The sequence below is a fragment of the Hongsoonwoonella zoysiae genome (assembly GCF_013266695.1).
In the GTDB taxonomy this organism is placed as follows: Bacteria; Pseudomonadota; Alphaproteobacteria; order Rhizobiales; family Stappiaceae; genus Hongsoonwoonella; species Hongsoonwoonella zoysiae.
In genome coordinates this window covers 1333021-1359340 of sequence record NZ_JABRXF010000001.1, presented here as the reverse complement: position 1 = coordinate 1359340, position 26320 = coordinate 1333021, and the positions used below count along the sequence as shown (strand labels likewise).

19 protein-coding genes are annotated in these 26320 nt (G+C 62.5%); 3 read left to right on the top strand and 16 right to left on the bottom strand.

Going from position 1 to position 26320, the window contains the following annotated elements:
- Position 1: 1 nt before the first annotated feature.
- Entirely contained in the window at positions 2-859 is an 858-nt protein-coding gene (locus HPQ64_RS06325) for an OmpA/MotB family protein (RefSeq protein WP_172887472.1), read from the top strand.
- A 30-nt stretch (positions 860-889) separates the two neighbouring features.
- On the opposite strand, the gene HPQ64_RS06320 is transcribed toward HPQ64_RS06325, so the two are convergent.
- From HPQ64_RS06320 to HPQ64_RS06275, 10 genes are all read right to left on the bottom strand, one after another.
- Positions 890-1348 carry an NfeD family protein gene (locus tag HPQ64_RS06320; RefSeq protein WP_425483795.1) on the bottom strand — a complete coding sequence of 153 codons (459 nt, stop codon included), beginning with the start codon at positions 1346-1348 and terminating at the stop codon, positions 890-892.
- A complete protein-coding gene (locus HPQ64_RS06315) occupies positions 1345-2340 on the bottom strand; it encodes an SPFH domain-containing protein (RefSeq protein ID WP_210260110.1) in 996 nt (331 codons plus the stop codon). The genes HPQ64_RS06320 and HPQ64_RS06315 overlap by 4 nt, the downstream gene beginning before the upstream one ends.
- Positions 2341-2487: 147 nt before the next feature.
- A complete protein-coding gene (hemH, locus tag HPQ64_RS06310) occupies positions 2488-3564 on the bottom strand; it encodes a ferrochelatase (protein ID WP_172887471.1) in 1077 nt (358 codons plus the stop codon).
- Between the two features lie 135 nt (positions 3565-3699).
- On the bottom strand, positions 3700-4938 hold the full coding sequence (locus HPQ64_RS06305; protein WP_172887470.1) for a phenylacetate--CoA ligase family protein: 1239 nt from the start codon (positions 4936-4938) through the stop codon (positions 3700-3702).
- 73 nt (positions 4939-5011) lie between these two features.
- On the bottom strand, positions 5012-5830 hold the full coding sequence (locus tag HPQ64_RS06300) for an ABC transporter ATP-binding protein (protein WP_172887469.1): 819 nt from the start codon (positions 5828-5830) through the stop codon (positions 5012-5014).
- Positions 5831-5875: 45 nt separating this feature from the next.
- A complete protein-coding gene (locus tag HPQ64_RS06295; RefSeq protein WP_172887468.1) occupies positions 5876-7198 on the bottom strand; it encodes an ABC transporter substrate-binding protein in 1323 nt (440 codons plus the stop codon).
- A 100-nt stretch (positions 7199-7298) separates the two neighbouring features.
- On the bottom strand, positions 7299-8375 hold the full coding sequence (locus tag HPQ64_RS06290; RefSeq protein WP_172887467.1) for a branched-chain amino acid ABC transporter permease: 1077 nt from the start codon (positions 8373-8375) through the stop codon (positions 7299-7301).
- A gap of 23 nt (positions 8376-8398) precedes the next feature.
- Positions 8399-9295 carry a branched-chain amino acid ABC transporter permease gene (locus HPQ64_RS06285; protein WP_172887466.1) on the bottom strand — a complete coding sequence of 299 codons (897 nt, stop codon included), beginning with the start codon at positions 9293-9295 and terminating at the stop codon, positions 8399-8401.
- Positions 9296-9311: 16 nt separating this feature from the next.
- Positions 9312-10136 (bottom strand): ABC transporter ATP-binding protein, encoded by an 825-nt coding sequence (locus HPQ64_RS06280; RefSeq protein WP_172887465.1) that lies wholly within the window; start codon positions 10134-10136, stop codon positions 9312-9314.
- Positions 10133-12121: an AMP-binding protein gene (locus tag HPQ64_RS06275; protein WP_172887464.1), complete on the bottom strand. Its 1989-nt coding sequence runs from the start codon at positions 12119-12121 to the stop codon at positions 10133-10135. The genes HPQ64_RS06280 and HPQ64_RS06275 overlap by 4 nt, the downstream gene beginning before the upstream one ends.
- Before the next feature lie 470 nt (positions 12122-12591).
- Here HPQ64_RS06275 and HPQ64_RS06270 point away from each other — a divergent pair, with 470 nt between their 5' ends.
- On the top strand, positions 12592-14589 hold the full coding sequence (locus HPQ64_RS06270) for a PAS-domain containing protein (protein WP_210260109.1): 1998 nt from the start codon (positions 12592-12594) through the stop codon (positions 14587-14589).
- Complete coding sequence (locus HPQ64_RS06265; protein ID WP_172887463.1) at positions 14586-15332, top strand: response regulator transcription factor; 747 nt, start codon at positions 14586-14588, stop codon at positions 15330-15332. The genes HPQ64_RS06270 and HPQ64_RS06265 overlap by 4 nt, the downstream gene beginning before the upstream one ends.
- A 6-nt stretch (positions 15333-15338) precedes the next feature.
- On the opposite strand, the gene HPQ64_RS06260 is transcribed toward HPQ64_RS06265, so the two are convergent.
- The 6 genes from HPQ64_RS06260 to HPQ64_RS06235 all read right to left on the bottom strand — a co-directional run bounded on the left by HPQ64_RS06260 (position 15339) and on the right by HPQ64_RS06235 (position 26209).
- Positions 15339-18797, bottom strand: a complete 3459-nt coding sequence (locus HPQ64_RS06260) for an indolepyruvate ferredoxin oxidoreductase family protein (RefSeq protein WP_172887462.1) — start codon at positions 18795-18797, stop codon at positions 15339-15341.
- Between the two features lie 129 nt (positions 18798-18926).
- Positions 18927-20495: a TRAP transporter large permease gene (locus HPQ64_RS06255; RefSeq protein WP_172887461.1), complete on the bottom strand. Its 1569-nt coding sequence runs from the start codon at positions 20493-20495 to the stop codon at positions 18927-18929.
- A 163-nt stretch (positions 20496-20658) separates the two neighbouring features.
- Positions 20659-21168: a TRAP transporter small permease subunit gene (locus HPQ64_RS06250; RefSeq protein WP_172887460.1), complete on the bottom strand. Its 510-nt coding sequence runs from the start codon at positions 21166-21168 to the stop codon at positions 20659-20661.
- Positions 21169-21289: 121 nt separating this feature from the next.
- The gene (locus tag HPQ64_RS06245) at positions 21290-23953 is read right to left on the bottom strand and encodes a TRAP transporter large permease (RefSeq protein WP_172887459.1); all 2664 of its coding nucleotides are present in this window, start codon (positions 23951-23953) and stop codon (positions 21290-21292) included.
- Positions 23954-23971: 18 nt separating this feature from the next.
- Positions 23972-24934, bottom strand: coding sequence for a TRAP transporter small permease subunit (locus tag HPQ64_RS06240; protein ID WP_172887458.1), 963 nt, complete (start codon positions 24932-24934; stop codon positions 23972-23974).
- A 174-nt stretch (positions 24935-25108) separates the two neighbouring features.
- Positions 25109-26209, bottom strand: a complete 1101-nt coding sequence (locus HPQ64_RS06235; RefSeq protein WP_172887457.1) for a TRAP transporter substrate-binding protein — start codon at positions 26207-26209, stop codon at positions 25109-25111.
- Between the last annotated feature and the right edge of the window lie 111 nt (positions 26210-26320).

Sequence of the window (26320 nt, the reverse complement as noted above, 5' to 3'; positions counted from 1 at the left end):
CATGAGCAAGAAAAGACAGAACGCAAGCGGCGGCGGCGCGCCGGATTGGCTGGTCACCTTCGCCGACCTGATGTCGATCCTCGTGTGCTTCTTCGTCCTGATCATCTCCTTCTCCATTCAGGACAAGCAGAAGCTGCAGGTCGTCGCCGGCTCCATGCGGGAAGCCTTCGGCGTCAAGGAAACCTCGCGCCGCACGGGCATCATCGAAATCGAGGGCATTCCGATCCGCGATTACATCAAGGATATTTCCCAGGTCCCCCACGAGCTCGATTCCGACTTCGCCAACCAGCGCCACGAAAAGAAGCGCAAGCAAGGCCCGGAAGCCAACACCCATTCGGTCGCGGAAGCCGAGATCGACATTCCCCGCCAGTTCGCCACCGCCGCCGCCTCTCTGCGCCAGGCATGGCAGGAACTTCCCGAGATCACCGAGCTTTCGAGCAACATCATTCTGGAGGAAACGGATGAGGGGCTGAACATCCTGCTGGTCGACCAGGAAGGCCGTTCGATGTTTCCCGAAGGCTCGCGCTATCCTTACGAGTTGACCCGCCGGCTGCTTGCCAAGATGGCGCCGGTCCTCGCAAAGATGCCGAACCGCATCCGCATCACCGGCCATACCACGACGGGCCGCGTGTCGACCAATCCCGGCTACACCTCCTGGGAGCTTTCGTCCGATCGCGCGAATGCCGCGCGCCAGGTACTTGCGGAATACGGCATCCCGCAGGACAGGTTCTACGCGGTTGTCGGCAAGGCGGATACCGAGCCGCTTTTCCCGAACGACCCATTCCTTGCCTCGAACCGTCGCATCGGCATTCTCCTGATGTCGGAGGCTCCGCCCTTGCCGCTCGGCCACAATCCCTGACCTGAGGGACTGAGGGCCCCCCGTGGAGGATCACCCGTCAGCAGGCTCCACCACGAGAACGGTGCCCTCGGTGTTCGTCACCCGCACCTTGGAGCCGCCGCCGCAGTCGGGGCCCTTGACCCGCCATATCGTATCGTCGATGTGGATGCGCCCGTATCCGTCGATGATCGGCTCGTCCAGCACGAAGGTGCGCCCCACATAGCGGCTACCGCGCCGGTTGAGGCCGGGGTCGCCCTCATCGGCCCTTATTCCGCGAAAGAACAGGCGGCTTGCGACCAGGCTGGCGATCGCGACCGCCAGGAAAAGCAGAAGCGAGACCTGCCAGGAAAGCTCCACGAAGAGCGCCAGCGTGCCGACGAGGATCGCCGCGACGCCGAACCAGAGGAAGAACGTTCCGGGCGCCAGGATCTCGAGCCCGATGAGAATTAGGCCGAGGATCCACCACGACCACGGCCCCAGCTCGAAAATCAGGCGTTCGATCAGGCTCACGCGCCTTCTCCGTTCGCCTGCTGGCCCGTGCGCGGAACGCTTGCCGTTGAGCGGCGCTGGAAGACATCCTCGCCGAAGCTGTCCCTGGCGATCTCGGCGATGCCGGCAAGGGAGGCCAGCATCGACGTCGCTTCGGTCGGCAGGATCATCAGTTTCTGGTTGTTGGATTTCGCGAAGGCACCGAACGCCTCGACGTATTTGTTGGCGACGAAGTAGTTGATCGCCTGCACGTCGCCGGCGGCGATCGCCTCGCTCACCATCTGTGTGGCCTTCGCTTCGGCTTCCGCTTCGCGTTCGCGCGCCTCGGCGTCGCGGAAAGCGGCTTCACGCCGCCCTTCGGCTTCCAGGATCAGCGACTGGCGCAAGCCTTCGGCTTTCAGGATTTCCGCTTGCCTGCGCCCCTCAGCATCCAGGATCGCGGCGCGTTTTTCACGCTCCGCCTTCATCTGGCGCGCCATGGCGTCGACGAGATCGCGCGGCGGGTTGATGTCCTTGATCTCGATACGGGTCATCTTGATGCCCCAGGGTTCGGCGGCCGCGTCCACCACCTTCAGGAGGCGTGCGTTGATCTCGTCGCGATTGGACAGCAACTCGTCGAGGTCCATCGACCCCATGACGGAGCGAATGTTCGTCATCGTGAGGTTCAGGATCGCGTTTTCGAGCCCCATTACCTCGTAACCCGCGCGCGCGGCGTCGATCACCTGGTAGAACGTCACGCCGTCGACCTCCACGGTCGCGTTGTCGCGCGTGATCACCTCCTGGGAGGGCACATCGAGCACCTGCTCCATGACGTTCATCTTGTGGCCGATGCGGTCGATGAAGGGCACGATGAAATTCAGCCCCGGCTCCAGCGACTTGCGGAACCGGCCGAAGCGCTCGACCGTGTAGTTGTAGCCTTGCGGGACCGTCTTTACCCCGGCGAAGAAAACAAGAACGACCAGGAGAAGAAGGACGACGATCGCAATGTCGAAGCCGTAGATTTCAAGCGGCATGCGGGCAACTCCCGACGAATCGAATCAACGAGAAACGCCGGAAGTATGCGGTCAAAGCCAGGGGCTTACCAGCCTGCCGCTACGGGATTCGCAGGCAGGCTTGTCGAAGCCTTGCCTTATCCCCCCAAAGCTTTCACGAACGCGGCCTCACACCCAGCCGGAAAGCTCGCGCCGCACGATCGTCTCAAACAGCTTCATGCCAGGTTCGCCGTCGTTCAGGCAGGGGATATGCGCGAAATGCTCGCCGCCGTTCTCATGGAATATCTCGCCCGCCTCGCCGGCGATTTCCTCCAAAGTCTCCAGACAGTCGGACGCGAACCCCGGATTGATGACGGCGATCCGCCTGACGCCGGATTTCGCGAGTTCCTCCACCGTCTTGTCGGTATAGGGCTGCAGCCATTCCTCCGGCCCGAAGCGTGACTGGAAGGTGACTTTCAGCTTTTCCTTGGGCCAGCCCAGGCGCTCGCGCACCAGCCGCGTCGTCTTCTGGCAGTGGCAGTGGTAGGGGTCGCCGTTCCTGAAATAGCTTTGCGGGATACCGTGGTAGGAAGCGAGAACGATTTCCGGCTCGAAGTCGAGTTCGCCAAGCTCCGTCTCGATCGAGCGCGCGATCGCATCGATATAGGCCGGGTCGTCGTGATAGGGCGGCACGGTTCGCAACGCCGGTTGCCAGCGCATCTTCATGAGCGCGCGGAAAACGGTGTCGTTCACCGTCGCGGTGGTGGAGGCCGAATACTGCGGATAGAGCGGGAAAACGAGAATTCTCTCGCAGCCCTCTTCCCGCAGGCGTTGGAGACGCGATGAGATGGACGGGTTGCCGTAGCGCATCGCCCAGTCGAAAACGAGGTTTTCCCCCAAGCCGCTCAAACGCCCGGCAAGCTTGTCGGACTGGCTGCGCGTGATCGTGCGCAAGGGGGATTCGTCAAGCTCTCGGTTCCAGATTTCCTCATAGGCCTTGCCGGATTTCTTTGGCCGGGTATTCAGCACGATGCCATAGAGGATCGGATACCAGATCGCCTTCGGCCATTCGATCACGCGCTTGTCCGTCAGGAATTCTTCCAGGTAGCGGCGCATGGAGCGGAAGTCGGTTCCATCCGGCGTGCCGAGATTGACGAGAAGCACGCCGATGCGGCCCGCCTTGACCGGCGGGTGGCCCTCCGGCAGGCGCACCGCCCGCATCTCCCTTGCACGTTCAATGTCGGTCGTCTTGTCGATCACGTTCATTATTCCCGGCCAATCCTTTAGCGCTTCACATACACCTGTTACGCGCGAGGTAGATAGGCCGGATTTATATTCGTTCCAATGTAGGTGCGAAAGTCCGTCCGCGACCGGTGGTCGCGCGGCGGCCATTAGGCGCATTCAGTCGTATTTCCGCTCGTCGGAAATCACCTTGCCGTCGTTGGGAAGGCTGCCGGGGTCCGCCCGTTCCACAGTGCCCTTAAGCTTTGTGACGTCGCGCAAGGTGACCTCGAGCGCCGAAGCGAGCCCGTCATCGGCCACTGCGCTTTCGAAAACGAGGCGCATCGTGTCCTGCTCGCCGGTTCGCTCCACGATGAGCCGCGCCCGGTCGACCTCCCCGTGGCGGGAAAGGATTTCGGCAACCTGCTTGGGGTCGACGAACATGCCCTTGATCTTGGTGCGCTGGTCGGCGCGGCCCATCCAGCCCTTGAGGCGCATGTTGGTGCGCCCGCACGGCGACGGTTCGGACACGATAGCAGAAAGATCGCCCGTTCCAAGCCGGATGATCGGGTAGACGCGGGAAAAGCCGGTCACCACCACTTCGCCCACCTCGCCGTCGGGCACCGGTTCGTCCGTACCGGGCCGCACGATTTCCACGATGCAGTCCTCGTTGACGACCATGCCGGCGTCCACTTGCGTTTCATAGGCGATCACGCCCACTTCCGCCACGGCGTAGCATTGGCGCACATCCACGCCGCGCTCCGCGTATTCCGCGCGGAGCGAGGGAAACAGCGCCCCGCCCGAAACGAGGCCCTTGCGAATGGACGACACGTCGACGCCGGCCTCCGCCGCCTTGTCGAGCAGGATCTTCAGATAATCGGGCGTGCCGGTATAGGCGTTCGGGCGGATTTTGGAGATCGCCTCAAGCTGCATTTCCGTATTGCCGATGCCGGCGGGAAAGACCGCGCAACCGAGCGCCCGCGCACCATGGTCGAGAATGAAGCCGCCCGGCGTCATGTGATAGGCAAAGCAGTTGTGCACGATATCGCCGCGCCGGAAGCCTGCGGCATAAAGGGCGCGCGCGCCGTTCCACGGATCGGCGCCGGAGCCCTGAGGCTCGAAGATCGGGCCGGGGGACATGAACACCCGCCCGTATTGCGTGACATCCGCGACGGCGAAATCCCCGAACGGCGGCTTGCGGGACTGCGCCTCCAGAAGCTCGCTTTTCCTGAGCACCGGCAGTTTCGCAAGGTTTGCCCGCGAGGTCACCATTTCCGGGTTGACGCCGGAAAGATGATTTGCCCAGCCCGGCGCTTCTTCGATGGCATGGGCGATCAGCGCGGGAAGGCGGCGAAACAGGTCGGCCTCGCGCTCGTCCCTGTGGCGCGTTTCCAGGCTATCATAGTGCTCGCCGGTCATGGCAGGTCCTCCGCTCCTTGTCGGGAACGTACAATCGTTCGAAACTGTTTTGCGATGGTACCGACGCGGCTCGTCAGGAGAGCCAGCGCTTGCGCCGCTTGTAGTGTTTCACGTCGCGGAACGACTTGCGCCCCTCACCGCCCACGCCGAGGTAGAATTCCTTGACGTCCTCATTGTCGCGAAGAGCCTTCGCGTCGCCGTCGAGCACAATGCGCCCGGCTTCAAGAATGTAGCCGTAGGTCGCGTAACGAAGCGCCACGTTGGTGTTCTGCTCTGCCAGCAGGAAGGATACGCCTTCCTTCTCGTTGAGGAGTTTGACGATTTCGAAGATTTCCTCGACGAGTTGCGGGGCGAGCCCCATCGAAGGTTCGTCGAGAAGGATCATGTTCGGCCGGCTCATCAGCGCGCGGCCGATCGCGCACATCTGCTGTTCGCCGCCGGAGGTATATCCGGCCTGGCTGCTGCGCCGTTCCTTCAGGCGCGGAAAATAGCTGTAGACGAGATCGAGGTCGTCTTTGATCGCGCCATGGCCGTCCTTGCGCGTGTAGGCGCCGGTCAGGAGGTTTTCTTCCACCGTCAGATGGCCGAAGCAGTGCCGGCCCTCCATCACCTGGATGCAGCCGCGTTTCACCAGGTCGTTCGGAGAAAGCGCCTCCACCTGATCTTCCTTGAAGACGATCGAGCCCTTGGTCACCTCGCCGCGTTCCGCACCGAGAAGGTTCGATATCGCCTTCAGCGTGGTCGTCTTGCCCGCGCCGTTGGCGCCGAGGAGGGCGACGATGCCGCCCTCCGGTACGCTGAGCGAGACGCCCTTCAACACCAGAATGACGTGATTGTAGATCACCTCGATGTTGTTGACCGACAGGATCGGTTGTGCGGCCGTCTCGTTCATTTTTCGCTCCAATTATCTGACGTTATATGTCGGATCGTCAGACGATCAGTTGTTGCACTCGCGCGGAGTGATGTTGGCTTCCTTGGCATAGGCCGCGGCGTCTTCCGCGATCAGCGGATCGATCACCTCGCGGTCCGGCTGGATGCCGGAAGCGATCACGTTCCACTTTTTCGCGCCCGCGTCCCACTGCTGGATCAGCACCGTTCCGGGGTTGGAGTGGCTGGCGCAGGAAAGCTCCACCGGATAGGTGAAGTTCGGCAGGCCAAGCTCGGCAAGGCGCGCCTCGTCCACCTTCAACTGATCGAAGCCGTCACGCACGTCCGACGCCTTGATCTCGTTCGAGCCCTTGATCTCCATTGCCTTGCGGATCGCCTCGACGGTCCACACAGCGGCGATCAGGCCGCGGTTGTAGAGGACTTCGCCGACGCGTTCCTTCTCGCCCGCGCCCTTGCCCGCGCCATAGACCTTGTCGAGGATTTCCTGATGCAGCGGGAAGTCGGGGCCCGGTGCGTGGAAGGTGCCCGAAAGATAGCCGTTCGCTTCACCTCCGGTCGGCAGCACGTCCTGCTCGGAGCCGGACCACCAGTTGCCGATGAAGCGGTCCATCGGGAAGCGGATGGAAGCGGCTTCCTTGACGGCCACCTGGTTCATCACGCCCCAGCCCCACATGAACACCCAGTCCGGGCGCAGGCGGCGGATCTGCAGCCATGTCGCTTTCTGCTCCTGGCCCGGATGGTCGACCGGGAGAAGCTCGAGCTTGAAGCCGTGCTTTTCGGCCAGGGCCTCGAGCGTGCGGATCGGCTCCTTGCCGTAGGCCGAGTTGTGGTAGACGAGCGCCAGCGTCTTGCCCGAAAGATTGGCGTGGCCGCCCTCGATCGCGGCGGCGTAGTTCACCATGCCGGACGCCAGGTCCCAGTAGGTTCCCGGAGGATTGAAGATCCACGGGAAGATCGTGCCGTCGGCGGCCGACGTGCGCCCGTAGCCCATGGTGAAGATCGGAATCTGGTCTACCTCAGCCTTCGGGATCAGCTGGTAGGAGATGCCGGTCGAAAGCGGCTGATAGACGAGCGCGCCGGATTCGCCCTGGTTCTTGGTGTTCTCGTAGCACTCAACACCCTGCTGGGTGTTATAGGCGGTTTCGCACTCGACCACATTGATCTTCGCGCCGTTGATGCCGCCGTCACGCTCATTCAACAGCGTGAAATAGTCGGCATAGCCGTTGGCGAAGGGAATACCGCTGGGCGCATAGGGGCCCGTGCGGTAGACGAGCGATGGAATGGTGAGTTCATAGGCCGAGGCGGCGGTCGCCGCGATCGGTGCGGCGATCGCCAGTGCGGCGAGTCCAGTTGCCAGATCCTTCAGTCTCATTCGTATTTCCTCCCTAGGATCATGCTTGCGGGTCGGTAGGTAATGGCTGAGGCGCCCCTCGTTATATGGTGCTCCGGTGGAGCACCGGTTTCGCTTCGCCTCAGTACGGGAACGGCCAGAGCCTGAATTTCTCCTTCAGTATCTGCCACATGCGGGCCAGGCCGTGCGGCTCCACGATCAGGAAGCCCATGATCAAAAGTCCCATCAGCAGGATTTCGACATGCTTGGCCAGAACCGGCAGCAGCCCCAGGCCGTCGACCATGAAGTTCTTGAGGAAGATCGGCATGAGCACCAGGAACGTCGCCCCCAGGAAAGAGCCCAGGATCGAGCCGAGCCCGCCGATGATCACCATGAAGAGCACGAGGAAGGAGACGTTGATGCCGAAGACCTCCGTCACCTCGATCGCGCCGAGATAGATGGTGAAGAGCAGCGATCCGGCCATGCCGACGTAGAAGGAGGAAAAGGCGAAGGCCGAAAGCTTGGTCTGCAGCGGGCGCACGCCGATGAGCTCTGCGGCGATGTCCATGTCGCGGATCGCCATCCAGTTGCGCCCGATCCGCCCGCGCACGACATTCTTGGCGATCAGGCCGAAGAGGGCGAGGAAGGACAGGCAGAAGAGGTATTTCACCCAGGGTGCCGCCGTCGGCCCCGTCACCACGAGGCCGAAGATGGAACGCTCCGGCACGCTGATCTGGCCGGTGGCGGAATAGTTGTAGAACCAGCCAACCTTGTTGAAGAGCCAGACGAGGAAGAACTGGGCGGCAAGTGTTGCCACCGCCAGGTAGAAGCCCTTGATGCGCAGGCTCGGCAGGCCGAACATGACGCCGACAAGCGCCGTAGCCCCGCCGGAAAGCAGGACGACGATGGCGATGTTGAGCTCGGGAAAACTCGTCATCAGCTTGTAGGAGGCGAACGCCCCCACCGCCATGAAGCCGCCGGTGCCAAGCGAGATCTGCCCGCAGTAGCCGACGAGAATGTTGAGCCCGAGCGCGGCCAGCCCGTAGATGAGCAGCGGCAGCAGCACCGCGTTCGTCCAGTAGTCGTTGACGAAGAACGGCACGACGAGGAAGGCGATCGCCGCGAAGGCGATGACGGCCCAGCGGTCCTGAGCGATCGGAAAGATCGCCTGATCCGCATCGTAGGTCGTCTTGAATTGACCGGCCTCACGATAAAGCATGGTGGATTACGCCCCTCGTTGTCCTATACGCGCTCGATGATGCGTTCGCCGAAGAGCCCTTGCGGGCGCACCAGCAGGAAGGCGAGCGCAAGCATGTAGGCGAACCAGTTTTCGATGGCGCCGCCCACGAACGGCCCCAAATAGATTTCCGCGACCTTCTCGCCGACGCCGATGATAAGCCCGCCGACGATGGCGCCCGGGATCGACGTGAAGCCGCCGAGAATAAGCACCGGCAGCGCCTTCAGCGCGATCAGCGACAGCGAGAACTGCACGCCGGATTTCGCGCCCCACATGATGCCTGCGACCAGCGCCACGATCCCCGCGACCGACCACACGATCACCCAGATCGTCCTCAGCGATATGCCGACCGAAAGGGCTGCCTGGTGGTCGTCGGCGACCGCGCGCAGCGCCCGCCCGATCCGCGTTTTCTGGAAGAAGATCGCAAGCCCCGTCACAAGTGCGGCGGCGACCACGGCGGCCACGACCTCGAGCTTTTCGACGTAGATGTCGAAGGTGTCGAGCATCCAGTCGGATGCGCCGGACGGCAGGCCGATGTCGAGCGGCTTCACGTCCGAACCCCACAGCAGGTCGCCGAAGCCTTCGAGGAAATAGGCAAGCCCGATCGTGGCCATGAAGAGGATGATCGGCTCCTGGTTGACCAGGTGGCTCAGCAGGAAGCGTTCGATCGCCCAGGCGAGCGCGATCATCACGCCGACTGTCAGCACGAAGGAGACCGGCCAGGGAACCCCCGTCTTTTCCATGATGCCGACGAAGGTGAGCGCGGCGAAAAGGCAGAAGACGCCTTGCGCGAAGTTGAAGATGCCGGACGCCTTGAAGATCAGCACGAAGCCGAGTGCGACGAGCGAATACATCACGCCCGCCATCAGTCCCGACAAGACGGTTTCTATGAAAAACAACATGTCTGGAGCCGCTCCCTCATTCCTCGTGCGGAACGCCGAGATAGGCGTCGATCACGTCTTGGTTCTTCTGCACTTCCTCGGGTATCCCGTCGGCGATCTTGCGCCCGTAGTCGAGAACGACGACCCGGTCGGAAAGGTCCATGACCACGCCCATGTCGTGCTCGATCAGCGCGATAGTGGTGCCGAACTGCTGGTTCACGTCGAGGATGAAGCGGCTCATGTCCTCCTTTTCCTCGAGGTTCATGCCCGCCATCGGTTCGTCGAGCAGCAGAAGCTCGGGCTCCATGGCAAGCGCGCGGGCAAGCTCGACACGCTTTTGCAGGCCGTAGGGCAGCCGCCCCACGGGCGTCTTGCGGATCGCCTGGATTTCCAGGAAGTCGATGATCTCCTCCACCCGGTGGCGGTGGACGATCTCCTCCTTCAGCGCGGGTCCCCAGTGCAGGCACTGCCAGAGGAAGTTCTTCTTCATCGCCAGCCCGCGCCCGGTCATGATGTTGTCGAGCGTGGTCATGCCCTTGAAGAGCGCGACGTTCTGGAACGTGCGGGCGATGCCCTGGCTCGCCGCCTCATAGGGCTTCATCTTGCGCCGCGCCTTGCCGCGCCAGGTGATGGTGCCTTCCTGCGGGTGGTAGAATCCGTTGATGACGTTGAGCATCGACGTCTTGCCCGCCCCGTTCGGGCCGATGATCGCGCGGATCTCTCCCTTGCGGATATCGAAGGAGATATCGGTGATCGCCTTAACGCCGCCGAAGGCGAGCGAGACGTTGGCCACGCTCAAGAGCACCTCGCCCTTGGTCACGCCGCTTCCGGGCATGGTCGCCGGTTCCACAAAGGCGTTCATTCCGCCGCCTCCCTGGTCACGCCGCCCTCGGGTTCATAGATCTTCATGTCGCGGATCTGCACCGTCGCCTCGATCGCGCCCTTGCGCCCGTCCTCATAGGTCACTTCCGTGCGCACGTGCTTTTCGGTGGAACCGTCATATAGAGCCTCGATCAGCGGGGCGTAGCGTTCGGCGATGAAGGAGCGGCGCACCTTCTGCGTGCGCGTCAGTTCGCCGTCGTCGGCGTCCAGTTCCTTGTGCAGGATGAGGAAGCGCCTGATCTGCGCGCCCGCCATCATCGGCTCGCGGGAAAGGTCGCGGTTCACCTGGTCGACGTGCTCCTCGATCATCCTGTAGACCTGAGGGTTCGCCGCCAGTTCCTGATAGGAGGCGTAGTTGACGTTGTTGCGCTCCGCCCAGGAACCGACCGCCGTCAGGTCGATGTTGACGAAGACGCTGGCGAAGTCCCGTCCGTCGCCGAAGGCCACGACCTCCTTCACGTTCGGGAAGAACTTGAGCTTGTTCTCGATGTATTTCGGCGCGAAGAGGTCGCCGGACTTGAGCTTGCCGACGTCCTTGGCCCTGTCGATGATCTTCAGGTGCCCCTCGTCGGTGATGATGCCGGCGTCGCCCGTGAGCACCCAGCCGTCCTCGGTCTTGGTGTTCTTCGTCGCCTCGTCGTTCTTGTAGTAGCCGACGAAGACGCCGGGCGAACGGTAGAGCACCTCGCCGTTGTCGGCGATCCTGATTTCCACCTGCGGCGCGGGCGTGCCCACGGTATCGCCGTAGATCTGCCCGTCCGGCTGCATGGTGATGTAGACGGAAGCCTCCGTCTGGCCGTAGAGCTGCTTCAGGTTCAGCCCGAGCGCGCGGTAGAAGCGGAAGATCTCGGGGCCGATCGCCTCGCCGGCTGTATAGCCCACCTTGAGGCGGGTGAAGCCCATCTGGTTCTTCAGCGGGCCGTAGACCAGAAGCTCGCCGAGCCGGTACATGAGCCGGTCCTTGAAGGAGACGTCCTCGCCGTTCAGGATTGGTTCGCCCACGCGGCGCGCGACCTCCATGAAATGGTCGAACATCCTCTTCTTCAGCTTCGAGGCGTCCTCCATGCGCACCATGATGTGGGTCAGCATGTTCTCAAAGACGCGCGGCGGGGCGAAGAAATAGGTTGGCGCGATCTCGCGGCGGTCGGATTCCACCGTTTCCGCGCTTTCCGGGCAGTTCACGCAGTAGCCGGCCGTATAGGCCTGGGCGAGCGAGAACACATGGTCGCCGATCCAGGCCATAGGCAGATAGGCGACGATTTCCTCGTGCTCGTCGAGCTTGTCGAATCTGTTGCCGTTGCGCGCGGAAATGACGAGATTGTCGAAGGAAAGCATCACGCCCTTCGGCTGGCCCGTCGTGCCCGAGGTGTAGAGCATGACGGCGATGTCGTCGCCCTTCGACGCGGCAATGTCTGCTTCCCAGGCCTTCACGGCGTTCGCATCGCCGGCCATCGTCTTGCGGCCGGCTTCCTGCACGGCCTCGAAGCTGTGCAGCTTGGTGTGGTCGTAGTCGAGAAGGCCGCGTTCCTCGTCGTAGATCACCTCCTCCAGCATGGGCAGGCGATCGGAGATCGAAAGCAACTTGTCGACCTGCTCCTGATCCTCGACGCAAGCGAATTTCACTTCCGCGTGCTGCAGGACGAAGACCATCTCTTCGGCGACCGAATCGGAATAGATCGGCACCGGCACGCCGCCGAGCGACTGCGCAGCCACCATCGTCCAGTAAAGACGCGGGCGGTTTGCGCCGATGATCGCGATCCTGTCGCCTTTCTTGAAGCCGAGGCCCTTGAGGCCGACCGCGAAGGCACGGATTTCGTCGAGGACCTCGGCCCACGTCCATGCCTGCCAGATTCCTAGATCCTTCTCGCGAACGGCCGGGCGGTCCTTGAAGACCACGGCATTGCGCAGAAGGATTTTGGGAAAGGTGTCCTCGTCGAGACGCTCGACGACGGGCGACCCTGCCATAGCGTTTCTTCCCCTCTTGATCGTCCCGTTTTCGGGATCGTTCTCTCCCGCGTATCAAACGCCCGCCGCGACCGCATAATCAAGCCCTTTTTGAAAAAGACCTAATTGACGTCGCGTTGACGTGGCTTTTCACGCGCGTCAAACGCTAGGCCAACCGCGTTTCCCCATTATGTTCCAATTGCAACGAAATGTTTCGGGAGGTGAAATCCGTGCGGGACGGCCGAATTGCAGGGCGGATGCTTCGCGAAGACCCTCGCTTCCGGCCGGCCCCGTCACATCCGCCCCCTGCCCCACTCGCCAGCCTGCCACACCCGCGAAGGCGGGTGTCCGGCATCCACAGGCGGGGCGGATCATCTTTTTGCGCCGTCACTTGCTTGCAGCCTTCAATCTGGGTGCCAGGACCGATACCACACCGCCCCTAAGCCCTTTGCCGGTCTTCTCCCGCGCGCATCCTCAGCTAAAATCCGGTCATGACAACGGCCACGACCATGCAGCAAGGCCCTGAAGACCATCCCCAGCTCGATGTCCTTCAGGCCGCGCTCGATCACATCAACCAGGGTTTTTCGGTCTTCGATGCCGACCTCAGGCTGCTTGCCTGGAACAGGGGCCTGTTCGAAATGCTCGACCTGCCGCTGTGGCTGGCGGAGCGCGGCACGCCGCTTGAGTGTTTCTTTCGCGTGATCGCCGGGCGCGGCGAATACGGCCCCGGCGATATCGAGGAGCAGGTGCAGCGCCGGCTGGAGCGGGCGCGGTTGTTCGAGGCCCATTCGTTCGAGCGTGTGCGCCCGAACGGGCAGGTGATTCTCGTCACCGGCGCGCCGCTGCCCCAGGGCGGATTCGTCACCACCTATACGGATGTCACGCGCGATCGCCGCCAGCAGGAGCGCCTGGAGCAGACGGTGATGGAACGCACCCGCGCCCTTCGCCAGAGCGAGGACTGGCTGAGGCTCGTGACCGACAATGTTCCGGCCCTTGTCGCCTATCTCGCGCCCGGCCCCGTTTTCGGCTTCGCCAACCGCGCCTATGCCAAGTGGTTCGGCCAGACGGTTTCCTCCATCATCGGCCGCTCGGTGGAAGAGGTTGCGGGGCCCGAGCTTTTTCCCGTGCTTGCCCCTCACATTGCCCGAGCATTCGAAGGTGTCGCCGTTTCCTACGAATACAGCCGCGCGAGCGCGACGGGGCGCATCGCCCATATGCGCTCCACCCTCATCCCCGACCGCACGCGCGACGGGCGCACGCTCGGCTGTTTCGTCCTCTCGCTCGACGTGACGCAGCAAAAGCACAGCGAGGCCGCGCTTGCCCAGGCCCAGCGCATGGAGGCCGTCGGCCAGCTTTCGGGCGGGCTTGCGCATGACTTCAACAATCTCCTGACGATCATCATCGGCAACACGCTGGCGCTGAAGAGGCTCGCCGACGAGCAGGTCCTGCCGGATCTGGCCGGCCACCTCGATCCGCTCCTTCATGCCGCCCGGCGCGGCGCGGACCTGACGCGCCGGCTTCTGGCGTTCGCGCGCGGCGACGTTTCGGACCAGACGCGCGTCAGGCTTGCGAGCCTCGTTTCCAATGTCGGCCGCCTGCTTTCCGGATCGCTACCGAAAAACGTGCGCCTCGATCTTGAGATTTCAGACCGGAACGCCGATGCGATGATCGATGCCTCGGGCTTCGAAAACGCGCTGATCAATCTCGCCTTCAACGCGCGCGATGCCATGCCCGATGGCGGCACGATCACGCTGGCGCTGGCGGAGCGCAAGCTTGCCGCGGCCGAGGCGAAGGCCCTCGACCTTCCGGAGGGCGCTTACGGGGTCATCGCCGTCAGCGATACGGGCAGCGGCATGAACGCCGAAACCTTGCGCCGTGCCTTCGATCCCTTCTTCACCACCAAGGCCTTCGGCACGGGCAGCGGCCTCGGCCTGCCCACCGTCTATGGCGTGGTGAAGCGCGCCGGCGGTCACGTCGAAATCGACAGCGCGCCCGGCGAAGGCACGAAGATAACGCTCTACCTGCCGGTTGTTGGCGGCGAAGGGCGCGAAGCCGTCATTCGCGAGGAGGCCGCGCCCGCCGCCATTTCCGACGGTGCGCTCATTCTCGTCGTCGACGACGAGCCGGATGTCGCCGAGGTGGTGCGAGACCAGCTTGTGGAACTCGGCTTCGCCGTGCTCGTCTCCACCGATACGGAGGATGCGCTGGCGCTCGTGCGCAGCGTTCCGGACATTGCGGCGGTCGTCAGCGACGTTGTCATGCCGGGCCAGTCGAGCGGGACGGCATTGGCGCGGAAGATGCGTGAAATCCGCCCCGGCCTGCCGATCGCGCTGATGAGCGGCTACCGCAGCGACCGGGCGGCATCCGAAACCCTCGACGCCGGCTGTTCCGTGCTTGAAAAACCCTTCACAAGCCGCATGCTGGCGAAGGCGATGAACGAAATTCTTGACGACGGTCCGACTCGGCTGGAAAGCGCGCGAGAGACATGACCCATCCCGACCCGATCCGAGATCCGCGCAAGGCGGCCATGGAAGATACCGTCGTTTACGTCGTCGACGACGAGGCCGACATTCGCGCGCTTCTGGTCGACACGCTCGGCACCTACCGGTTCCGCGCCGAAGGGTTTGCGACCGGGCGCGATGTGCTTTCCGCGCTCAATCTGCGCGAGCCGTCGGTTATCGTGCTCGACCTCGGCCTGCCGGATATGGACGGCATGGAGCTCATCAACCGCATCCGCGCGAAGACGGCCGTTCCGATCATCGTGCTTTCGGCCCGCTCCCATGCCTCGGACCGGATCATGGGGCTTGAGATCGGCGCAGACGACTATGTGGTCAAGCCCTTCGACCCGCGCGAGATCGTGGCGCGCGTGCGCTCGCTCCTGCGCCGCACAGCGCCAGCGCCTTCGGAAAAAGCAGGAGAATCCTCCAAAGCCCGCTTTGCCGGGTGGACCTATGAACCGCGCTCGCACCGTCTCGTCGCACCTGACGGAGAGGAAACCTTCCTGCCAACCGGCGAGGCCCAGCTTCTTGAAGCTTTGCTCAATGCGCCGAAACGCGTTTTATCGCGCGATTTCCTACTCGATCACGGCGGGCGCGACGATGCGCTCGACCGGGCGATCGACGTGCGCATCTCCCGCATCCGCAAGAAGCTTTCCGGCGAGAGCAAATCGCCGCTCATCCGCACCGTCTATGGATCCGGCTATATGCTGACCGCCGATGTCGACTGGTCCTGAGGCTTTTTATTCCGCCGCAAGCTCGACCCGGCTGCCTTCACGATAGTCAGAGAGCCGCTCTGCCCGCGCCGCTTCGGCCTTTTTCGCGTTTTCCGCCCGCACCGGCCCGAAGCCGCGAATGCCCTCCGGCCATGCCGCGAGCCGAACCGCCGCCTGATAATTTTCAGCCGTCAGCGTCGCCGCGATCTCGTCCAGCGTCGCCTCGTAGTCGGCCAGATGCCGGCGCTCCATCCTGCGGTCCGCGCCGAAGCGGAACGGGTCGAACGCCGTGCCGCGCAGGCCCTTCATCCGGGCAAGCAGTTTCAGCGGGGATAACATCCAGGGGCCAAAACGCATTTTCTTCGGCCGCCCGGTGCGCGGATCGGTCCGGGCGAGAAGCGGCGGCGCCATGTGGAACTCGATCCTCTCATAGCTCTGGAAAGTACCTTCGAGCTGCCTTTCGAAGCTGCCGTCGGTGAAAAGCCGCGCGACCTCGTATTCGTCCTTGATCGCCATCATGCGGAAAAGCTGGCGGGCGACCGTCTCCGACAATTCTCCGTCACTTATCCCCGCCGCTTTTTCCTTCTCGCGGATTTCATCGACGCGTTGTCGATAGCGTTTGGCGTAAGCCTCGTCCTGATAGGCGGCGAGATACTCGAAGCGTCGAATTTCTATTTTTTCGACCCCTTCGGAATTCTCCTTCTCCCGATTGGAATTCTCCTCGCCGCCGATCGCGGCGACCTTTTGCGGGTCCTCCGCCGCCGCCCGCCCCCAGGCGAAAGCGGCAAGGTTCATCTCCACCGACACGCCGTTCAGCCGGATCGCCTCTTCGATGGAAGCACGCTCCAGCGGCACGCCGCCAAGCTGCCAGGCGTAGCCAAGCATGAACATGTTGGCGGCGATCGCATCGCCGAAAAGCGAGGTTGCGAAACGCGTCGCGTCGAAGAAATGAGCATTTTTCTCGCCCGCCGCATCGCAAACCGCCTTCACAAGCCTGCGCCCAGGAAGCGAAAAATCCGGATTGAGCGCGAAATCGCCCGGCAGCGTCTCATGCGTGTTGACGACGGCCACACTGCGCTGCGGGTCCATCGCCCCCAGCACTTTTGCCGAGCCGGCGACCACGATATCGCAGCCGAGCACGAGATCGGCGCTGCCCGCACCGACGCGGATCGTCGAAATGTCTTCAGGGCGCGGCGCAAGCTTGATGTGGCTCGTCACCGCGCCGCCCTTTTGCGCAAGGCCCGCCATGTCGATGATGCCGCAGCCGAGCCCGTCGAGATGCGCGGCCATGCCGAGAACCGCGCCGATCGTCACGACACCCGTGCCGCCAACACCGGTAATCAGGATCGAATAGGTTCCCTCAAGCGGGCGCAAGGCCGGCTCGCCAACAGCGGGCGCCTTCGCCGGATTGGCCGTGCGCCCCTTCAACTTGCCGCCCTTCACGGAAACGAAGGAGGGGCAGAACCCTTTGAGGCAGGAGAAATCCTTGTTGCAAGCCGACTGGTCAATCTGTCGTTTGCGGCCCCATTCTGTCTCCACCGGCTGGATCGCGACGCAGTTCGACTGCACACCGCAATCGCCACAGCCTTCGCACACCAACTCATTGATGACGACGCGCTCATCGGGATCGGGAAACTGGCCGCGCTTGCGGCGGCGGCGCTTTTCGGCGGCACAGGTCTGGTCGTAGATCAAAACCGTCAGCCCCGGAACGCGGCTCAATTCCTTTTCGACCTCGATCAGATCGTCGCGGTGGTGGATCGCCGTCATCGCCGGCCACTCGGTCGAGGCAGGATATTTTTCCGGCTCGTCGGTCACAACCGCGATGCGCCCCGCTCCTTCGGCTGCGATCTGGCGGGCGATCTCGGGCACCGTCAGCCCGCCGTCGTGACGCTGGCCGCCGGTCATCGCCACGGCGTCGTTGTAAAGGATCTTGTAGGTGATATTGACGCCCGACGCCTTGGCCGCGCGGATCGCCATGATGCCCGAATGATTGTAAGTCCCGTCGCCGATATTCTGGAAAATATGGCCGCGCTTTGAAAACGGCGCCTCGCCCACCCAGTTGGCGCCCTCGCCGCCCATCTGTGTGTAGCCCTCGGTGTTTCGGTCCATCCACTGCGCCATATAGTGGCAGCCGATACCGGCATAGGCGCGCGCGCCTTCGGGTATGACGGTCGAGGAATTGTGCGGGCAACCAGCGCAGAAATAGGGCGTTCTGGTCGCCACGTCCTCCGTCAGCTTCAGGCGCTCGCGCAGGCGGGCGAGATGCTCGACGCGCGCTTGCAGCCGTTCGTCCGGCGTGCGCTCCAGGATACGTTTTCCAATGGCGAGCGCGATCTCGCCGGCTTCGAGCGCGCCTGCGACCTTGAACAGCGTTTCACCCGTCTCGTCGGTCTTGCCGATCACCTTCGGCGCATTGGCGGTCCCGTAAAGGATTTCCTTGGCCTGCGCCTCGATCAGCGGGCGCTTTTCTTCCACCACGATGACGAGTTCAAGCCCTTCGGAAAAGGAGCGAATTCCTTCCGCCGAGAGCGGCCAGGGGCAGCCGACCTTGTATAGCGCGAGCCCGAAATCGGCCGCGCGAACCTCATCGATCCCGAGCGTCTCCAGCGCTTCGAGCACGTCGAGGTAGCTCTTGCCGGTGGAGACGACGCCGATACGTGGCTTTCGCCCGCCGCGCAGGACCAGCCGGTCGATCGCATTCGCCGCGATGAAGGCCCGTGCGGCGGGAAGCTTCACTTCGTGAAGGCGTGCTTCCTGCGTCAAGGGATGGTCGTTCGGGCGGATATGCGGCCCGCCCTGCGGAAACGGGAAGTCCGGCAAGACCGGTGAAACGCGACCCAGGTGACCGTCGATCGAGGCAGTCGATTCCACGTTGTCCTTGACGAGTTTCAGCCCCGCCCAGACGCCGGCGTAACGCGAGAGTGCCCAGCCGAGCAGGCCGAAATCCAGGATTTCCTGCACGCCCGCCGGATTCAGGATCGGCATCATCGCGTCTACCAGCGCAAACTCCGACTGATGCGCGGTGGTGGAACTTTCGCAGGTGTGGTCATCGCCCATCAGCGCCAGCACGCCGCCATTGGGCGAAGTTCCGGCGAGATTCGCATGGCGGAAAGCATCGCCCGAGCGGTCGACCCCCGGCCCCTTGCCGTACCAGATGCCGAAAACGCCATCCACACGACCCTCGCCGCGCATGGCGACCTGCTGCGTGCCCCAAAGCGCGGTGGCCGCCAGATCCTCGTTGATCGCCGGCTGGAACAGGATGTCTTCAGGCGCAAGCACCCTGGCCGCGCGCTGGAACTGCTGGTCAAGCGCGCCGACGGGAGATCCGCGATAGCCGGTGACATAACCCGCCGTTCTGACGCCCGCCGCCGTATCGAGCGCTTTTTGCATCAACGTCAGGCGGATGAGCGCCTGTGTCCCGGAGACGAAAATCCGCTCTTTCGCGAGATCGTATTTGTCGTCGAGCGTGACCACGTTTCGCGCCATGACGGCCTGTTCCCCAATAGTTCGTTCCGCCGGTCGGAAGACCATGACAATTTCGATTAGGTCAGCGTGACTGACCTGTTGGCCCATGGTCAATCATATTCGATATTGCGGTGCAGTGGATAACCGCACCTAACCGTAAATGTAGGCCGGCAACCAAGTAGCAAGTGAAGGATAGAACCAGAGGATCAGCAGCATTAGCAACTGCAATGCGACGAATGGCATGGCACCGAGATAGATATCGGCCGTTTTCACGGTTTGCGGGGCAACTCCGCGAAGATAAAAAAGCGCAAAACCGAATGGCGGGGTCAGGAACGAGGTCTGCAGATTGACCGCCATCATGACCGCAAGCCAAACCGGGCTTAGCATCGATCCGTCGGCAAGCGGGATGCCAAGAAGTGCGGGTGTGACAATCGGCACCACGACGAAAACGATTTCGAGAAAATCCAGAAAGAAGCCGAGCGCGAACATCACCAGCATGACCGCAAGCACGGCCCCTCCCGCCCCGCCTGGTACGCCGGAAAGCGCGGAAGCGATCAATTCTTCGCCGCCAAGATCCCGGAAAACAAGGGAAAATATCGATGCGCCGATGACGATGGTGAAGATCATCGCAGTGATTTCCGTCGCCTTGCGCAATGCATCTTGCAGGATGCCGCCATGATGGACCTGACGGACGGAGGAGGAAAACGCCAGGACGAAAATCCCTGCAAGTCCGATAGCCGCAGCGAGCGCGATAACCCCCGATGCCGTTCCGACCGCGCGAGAGGGTTCGAGATCGACGATCGTGGCAAGCAGCACGACACCACTTCCAGACGCCAGGGCAAGGACCGACACCGATTTTCGCCCGCCCAGCTTCCGCCCGGCAAGAAGGATTGCTCCGAGCGCCCCGACAGAGGCGGCTTCGGTCGGCGTTGCAAGACCGGCGAGAATGGAGCCCAGGACTGCGATAATCAGGACGGCAGGCGGCAGCAGCGCCGCGAGCGCTTCCTTCAAATCGCGCATGGAAAGGGGAACGGAGCGCATTGGCGGCGCTTTTTGCGGGGAGAGGCGCGCTGTCACGACCTGATAAAGCGCGTAAAGCGTTGCGAGAAGCAGGCCCGGAACCAGGGCGCCCGCGAAAAGATCGCCCACCGTCACCGTTTCGGGCGCGAAATTGCCGACCTTCAACTGCGCTGCCCGGTAAGCGGCTGAAATCTGATCTCCCAGCACGACGAGAACGATCGACGGTGGAATGATCTGCCCAAGCGTTCCCGACGCGGCGACCGACCCTGCCGCGAGTCTTGCATCATACCCCTGCTTCAGCATCGCCGGAAGCGCAAGCAGACCCAGGGTCGCCACCGTTGCGCCGACGATGCCCGTCGAGGCGGCAAGCAGCGTGCCGACGAGCGTGACAGAAAGGCCTAGGCCGCCGGGCGACCCGCCGACCAGCCTGCCCATTGCATTCAGGAGGCTTTCAGCCACGCGCGATCGCTCCAGCATCACGCCCATGAACACGAAAAGCGGAACCGCAATGAGCACCTGATTCGTCATGATGCCGTAAATACGCGACGGCACAGCCCCGAGGGAAAGGGGCGCACCTGCAAGCCAGCCGAGCCCCGCAAACAGAAGGGCGACGCCGGAAAGCGTAAACGCCACGGGGGAACCCGCCATCAGGCAGAGGCAGGCTACAAGGATCATCAGGAGGTCAAGGGCTTGCAGCATCGGGCGGCGTAAGCTTTCTCGGAACCGGCCGGACCTGGGCCAAATTTCCTGGAGCGGTTTTCAAGAAAGCGAGATCGCTTTCGTGAAAAGAATTCGGCCCGGTATCAATATCTTGAGCATACCTTTAGTCGCGAAACCCGATCCGGATTTCTCGGGATATGCTCTAGGTTGCGCGAGAAAGAGCGAAAAAAGACGACCCGGCACGGATCATGAGCGCCAGCCCCTGGAGCCCTGTCAGGACGGCGAACAGCAGAATTCCCGTCTTCAGCAGAAACACCGCCGGAATGCCTGAGGCTTCGGCCGAACCTTCAAGCACCTGCCAGGACCGGGCGACATAGGGCCAGGACTGCTCAAAGACCAGAATACACGTCGGAATGACGAAAAGGATCGCTCCGAGACCATCGACAAGCGCCTTCTTTCTGACAGGGGCGTTGCGATAAAGAACATCGACACGCACATGCGCATCGATGGCAAGCACATATCCCGCCGCCAGAAGGAATAGAAACGCGTGGAGGTAGATCACGCTTTCCTGCGCCCATAGAAAGCCGATGCCAAAGACATACCGCAGGATCACGACAGCGAACTGAGTGAGCACGAGGCCGAACAGCACCCACGACATGGAGCGCCCGATTGCGATGTTCAACCGGTCGATCTGTCGTGCCAGCTCTTGCATCGGCCGAATGTCTCCTGCCCAAGTTCCGGTCACGATATAGGTGACGGCGGCAAATTACCAGCCGCCGTCTTTACCGACCGTCACGACATCGCCGACATTCCACTCTCCAAACCGCAACGGCCTAGAAATTGAGCGAAATGTCGCGGTGCGAAGAATTGCAGGACGCCACCGCAAGTGCCACATCGCGCGGCAGGCGCGACTGACTGCGCAAGCCGATGGTGTCAGACACCGCAGCATCATACTCTTCGATCGCCGGAAGCAATTCGGCTTGAGCGCGCGCGCGCCACTCGACTTCCGCCTCGAACAAAGCGATGGCTTCGGCGATGGCCGCCATGGCTTCCGCCTTGTCCGGCTCGTCCTGACGCATGGCCTTGCGTGCATCGTTTATCGCCGAGCGGATGTCGGACGCGCCCTCTACCGGATTGAACAACGAGCGGACGTCGGCCGATCGGTCGACGAAGGCATCGGCTTCCATGGTGTCGAGGTCGGACGACAGACCGCGAATTTCGTCCTCAAGCTCGCGCAACGCACCAACGTCGGCGATCACCTTCTTCGTTTCGGCAACGGGTTCATAGGCGTCATCGGCGTTTCGGCGGTATTTCAGCCGGGCGGTGTTTTCCGCACGCTGGATTTCCGCGAACGCCTTGTGCCTTTCCTCCCAATCGCCTGGAATTTCGGCAAGCAGGGCGTCGCGCTCGGCCGTCAGTTCCTCGATACGGTTTGCCGCACGTTCGCCGCGCGCTTCTGAATAAATTCCGTTCGGTCCGGAGCGCTGCACGATCACGCGCAGTTCCTCGATTTCCTCGTCCAGACGCCGGGCGTCGCGCTCGAGACCGCGAACCAGACGATGGAGCGGCCGGTACGGGCCGGAAGCAGCCTCGACCGCGATTTCAGCTGCCATGATGTCGTCCATCAGCGGGATCGCCTGTTCGGCCTTGTCCAGACCTTCCACGAAATCCTTCCGAAGACCCTCGGGCAGATAGCCGAGATCGGCCGCCTTCATCTTCGAGATAGCCGCCAAAATCGAATTGCCGTCATCGGCGAACCTTTCGGCGACATATTCCTCCATGCAGTACTGCAATACCGGGTTCTGCGGCGGGGGCGCCGTTTCCGAAAGCAACGAAGAACGGTTCGGAAGATAGTTCACCAATTGCGGGGTGTGCCCGACGATGCCGAGCGCGATCAACTGCAGGATGATGAATGCGATCACGCCCTTGTAGATGTCGAGTGTCTTTACGATGGCCGGTGCCACGCCGCGCAGGTAGAAGAGCGCGAAGCCGAAGGGTGGCGTTAGGAACGAAGTCTGGATGTTCAGACCGATCATCACGCCGAGCCAGACAGCGGTGATATTGGCTTCCGGATCCGCCAGCAGGATCGGTGCGACGATTGGCACCACGACGACGGCAATCTCGATGAAATCGAGGAAGAATCCGAGAATGAAGATCACCAGCATGACGATGATGAACTGAGACCAGAAGCCGCCCGGCAGACCCTGAAGGAAGTCTTTTACCAGTTCTTCGCCGCCGAAAGCGCGGAAGGCCGAGGTCAGCATCGCCGCGCCGATCAGAATGATGAAGACGAGGGACGAAGTCTTCGCGGTCTCGATCATCACGCCGCGCAGCGTGTTCTCGAACTTCAGCGTGCGCCAACCGCTCCAGAAAATCGCGATCAGCAGCATGGAGACGGCGATAACCGCCAGCACGACGCCGAGCACATCTTCGCTCGAGTGAACACGGCGGATGTTGAGGTCGAAATAGCTTGAAACCACGCCGATGGCGAGAAGCGCCAGAATGGCGATTATCGCCGGCGAATAAGCCCCGCGCTTGCCTTCGCGCAGCCTATAACCCGCCATGATCATGGCGCCGACCGCGCCAATGGCGCCGGCCTGGTTCACCGTGGCGATGCCGGCGATGATGGAACCGAGCACGAGAATGATCAGGGCAAGCGGCGGTACGAGCGTGAGCACGACCTTGACGAAAAACGCACGGTCGAACTTGCCCCCGTGATGGACGGCCGGGGCGGCGCTCGGTTTCATCAGCGCGAAGCCGAGAATGAAGAGCATGTAGAGGCCGACGAGAACGAGGCCCGGCAAGAAGGCTCCGAGAAACATTTCGCCGGCGCTCGTAGAAGTCACGGCGAAATCCGACGGCATCGTCAGTTCGCCGGTGGAATTCTTGTAAAGCGTCTGGCGGATCGTTCCCGCCTGGTCGACCGCGCTTGCAAGCTGGTCGGCCAGGATGATGAGGACGATCGACGGCGGGATGATCTGGCCGAGCGTGCCCGACGCGGCAATAGTGCCGGTGGCGAGTGGCACGGAATAGTTGTTGCGCAGCATCGCCGGCAGCGAGATGAGGCCCATGGCGACGACGGTCGCCCCGACGATGCCCGTGGTCGCGGCGAGAAGCGCGCCCACGAAGACGACCGAGATGCCGAGACCGCCCGGGATCGGGCCGAAAAGCTGCGCCATGGTGACGAGCAGGTCTTCCGCGATCTTGGAGCGCTGCAGCATGATGCCCATGAAGACGAAAAGCGGGATGGCTATCAGCGTATCCCGCTCAGCCTCCCAGTAGACGCCTCTGAAATTCGTGACGCCCGCGCTCAGCCACTGCACGGGGCCGCCCTGGGCGAAATAGGCGTCCGGACTTCCACCGAAGAGATAGCCCGACGCTGCCGCGATCGCGATCGTGATGATGGCCGAGCCCGGTAGCGCGAAGGCAACCGGATAACCGGAGCCCAGCGCAAAGGCCATGATGGCGATGAGAAGAATGAGGAAGAAGAGTTCCATCTGGGCGGTCTCGTCCGACTAGCTGATATGCGGGGCTTCGTGGTCGCGCCCGCCCGGTTCCTCGCGGATGTCGGCGACGGCGTCGAGCAGATAGCTCACGAACTGGATAAGCATGGTAGCGGCGAATACGGCGAGAAATCCCGCCATCAGGTATTTGACGAAGAGTCCGAAGCCGGACTGCGTCACCTCATAAGACAAAAGCGGGCTGTTGATGATGTTGTTCCGGCCCGCCATGCCGATGATGAGGATGGTCCAGCAAAAGGTCATGCCGAGGAAAATAGACCCCAGGGCATTCACATAGCCCTTCAGCTTCGACGAGAAGCCCGAATAGAACACGTCGACGCGCACATGGCCTTCCTCAAGCAGCGTGTAGGCGCTGGCGAACAGGAAAAGGGCCGCATACCAGAAACGGACAAGGTCGGCCATGAAGGCCTGTTCGTAGGAGAAGATGAAGCGGCCGACAACGATGAGAAGTTCCGCCACCACAACCAGCAAGGCGAGCCAGGGGAAGCCAAGCGTGCGCGTGAACGCGGCGATCACGATGGACACCGCGATTAACGGCATGTGCACATACGGCCCTCGAAACTGGGAGCGGCCGAGATCGGATGCGAGCTGATGGCCGAAGTAATGCTCAAGCAGCCCTTCCACGCGAAGGAAGGCGATCGTCATGTCGGCGAGACCGACGATCACGACGGCCCAGAAGGCCGCACGAATTATGAAGGTGTTCATATCCGTGATGCGCTTGCTGTCGGCGCGCAGCGGCGTATCCTTGCTGCGCATGACGTAAAGCGCCGCAAGCGCGATGCCCAGAACGTAAAGACCGACCTGCAGCCACGCAAGTGCAGGCGAAGCGCCACCATGTGCCTGTGCGCCGAAGGCGGCACCGGCACCCGGAAAACCTTGCCAGAAATTCAGGTAGTTGTTGACGAGGAATGCGGCGAGAACCGCCAGCATCATCCAACTGAACAGGCGAATGAGCATCGCATATCATTCCGAGCTGGGAAGGCGCGCGGCGCGAGGCCGCGATAATCCGGCACATCCGGAAAAAACCGGCAGAGGACCCGGCGAAGCAGCCTGCGCCGGACACCATCTGCGGGCACGAACAAGGCGGGGACGGAGCTAAAGCCCCGCCCCGCGCCATTTCTTTCTCGCAGCTTAGACCGTGATGCCAAGCACGCGGTTACGCTGCTGCGTGTAGCCGGTATCGGCGAGCAGCATCCAGCGGCCGATCTCCGAACGCGACTTCGCGAAGCTGTCGTGAACGCGGGCCGTCAGTTCGCTGTGCTCGCGGGTTTCCTCGAAAACCTCTTCCGAAGCTTCGCCGAAGGCATCGTAGACCTCGTCGGAGAACTTGCGCAGCTCGACGCCGTGCTCATTGATGAGCTTGTCGAGATAACGGCCGTTCTCGGCGTTGGTCTCTGCCATCTGGCGAGCGTTTTCCTCGTTACAGGCGGCTTCGATGATCGCCTGATCCGTCTTCGACAGCGACGTGAACCAGGACTTGTTCATGCCAAGCGCGAGAGCGGAGCCCGGCTCGTGGAAGCCCGGATAGTAGTAGTACTTCGCGGCTTCGTAGAACTTCATGAAATAGTCGTTGTACGGGCCGACCCACTCTGTCGCGTCGACAGCGCCTGAAATCAGGTTTTCGTAAATCTGGCCGCCGGGCAGGGACACCGGTGAAGCGCCAAGCTTCGCCATCACGTCACCGCCGAGGCCCGGAATACGCATCTTCAGGCCCTTGAGGTCGTCGGCCGTTTCGATTTCCTTGTTGAACCAGCCACCCATCTGCACGCCGGTGTTACCGGCGTTGAAGTTTTTCAGGCCGAACTGATCGGCAACTTCATCCCAAAGCTCCTGGCCGCCGCCATATTTGATCCAGGCGTCGAACTCGGCATAGGTCAGCCCGAAGGGAACGGCCGTGAAATAAGCCCACGCCGGGTGCTTGCCCTTCCAGTAGTAGTCGGCGCCGATGTAGCCCTGAGCATTGCCGGAGGCGACTTCATCGAAGGAATCGAAGGCGCCGACGCGCTCGCCGGCGGCGAAGTACTGCACCGCTATGCGGCCTTCCGTCAGTTCACCGATACGGGCGGCAAGGCGCTGAGCGCTGATGCCAAGGCCCGGGAAGTCGCGCGGCCAGGTGGAGACGATCACCATGTCTGTGCGGGACTGCGCGATTGCCGGAGCGGCCAGCGTGGCGGCAGCTGCGGTCGCGCCGGCTCCGACACCGGCCTTTTTGAGGAATGAACGACGATCCATGTATTTTACCTCCCAACACGGTCGTGGTTGCCCAACGGCGCAGACAGTTGCACCTCAAGCTTCGTGTGTCTAGGCGACGCCCCGTAATTTGACCCCTTAGTCTTTTGGCTA

Coding starts and splice junctions, on each gene's coding strand:
- HPQ64_RS06325 (WP_172887472.1), top strand. CDS start 2: ATGAGCAAGAAAAGACAGAACGCAAGCGGCGGCGGCGCGCCGGATTGG.
- HPQ64_RS06315 (WP_210260110.1), bottom strand. CDS start 2,340: ATGCCGCTTGAAATCTACGGCTTCGACATTGCGATCGTCGTCCTTCTT.
- hemH (WP_172887471.1), bottom strand. CDS start 3,564: ATGAACGTGATCGACAAGACGACCGACATTGAACGTGCAAGGGAGATG.
- HPQ64_RS06305 (WP_172887470.1), bottom strand. CDS start 4,938: ATGACCGGCGAGCACTATGATAGCCTGGAAACGCGCCACAGGGACGAG.
- HPQ64_RS06300 (WP_172887469.1), bottom strand. CDS start 5,830: ATGAACGAGACGGCCGCACAACCGATCCTGTCGGTCAACAACATCGAG.
- HPQ64_RS06295 (WP_172887468.1), bottom strand. CDS start 7,198: ATGAGACTGAAGGATCTGGCAACTGGACTCGCCGCACTGGCGATCGCC.
- HPQ64_RS06290 (WP_172887467.1), bottom strand. CDS start 8,375: ATGCTTTATCGTGAGGCCGGTCAATTCAAGACGACCTACGATGCGGAT.
- HPQ64_RS06285 (WP_172887466.1), bottom strand. CDS start 9,295: ATGTTGTTTTTCATAGAAACCGTCTTGTCGGGACTGATGGCGGGCGTG.
- HPQ64_RS06280 (WP_172887465.1), bottom strand. CDS start 10,136: ATGAACGCCTTTGTGGAACCGGCGACCATGCCCGGAAGCGGCGTGACC.
- HPQ64_RS06275 (WP_172887464.1), bottom strand. CDS start 12,121: ATGGCAGGGTCGCCCGTCGTCGAGCGTCTCGACGAGGACACCTTTCCC.
- HPQ64_RS06270 (WP_210260109.1), top strand. CDS start 12,592: ATGACAACGGCCACGACCATGCAGCAAGGCCCTGAAGACCATCCCCAG.
- HPQ64_RS06265 (WP_172887463.1), top strand. CDS start 14,586: ATGACCCATCCCGACCCGATCCGAGATCCGCGCAAGGCGGCCATGGAA.
- HPQ64_RS06260 (WP_172887462.1), bottom strand. CDS start 18,797: ATGGCGCGAAACGTGGTCACGCTCGACGACAAATACGATCTCGCGAAA.
- HPQ64_RS06255 (WP_172887461.1), bottom strand. CDS start 20,495: ATGCTGCAAGCCCTTGACCTCCTGATGATCCTTGTAGCCTGCCTCTGC.
- HPQ64_RS06250 (WP_172887460.1), bottom strand. CDS start 21,168: ATGCAAGAGCTGGCACGACAGATCGACCGGTTGAACATCGCAATCGGG.
- HPQ64_RS06245 (WP_172887459.1), bottom strand. CDS start 23,953: ATGGAACTCTTCTTCCTCATTCTTCTCATCGCCATCATGGCCTTTGCG.
- HPQ64_RS06240 (WP_172887458.1), bottom strand. CDS start 24,934: ATGCTCATTCGCCTGTTCAGTTGGATGATGCTGGCGGTTCTCGCCGCA.
- HPQ64_RS06235 (WP_172887457.1), bottom strand. CDS start 26,209: ATGGATCGTCGTTCATTCCTCAAAAAGGCCGGTGTCGGAGCCGGCGCG.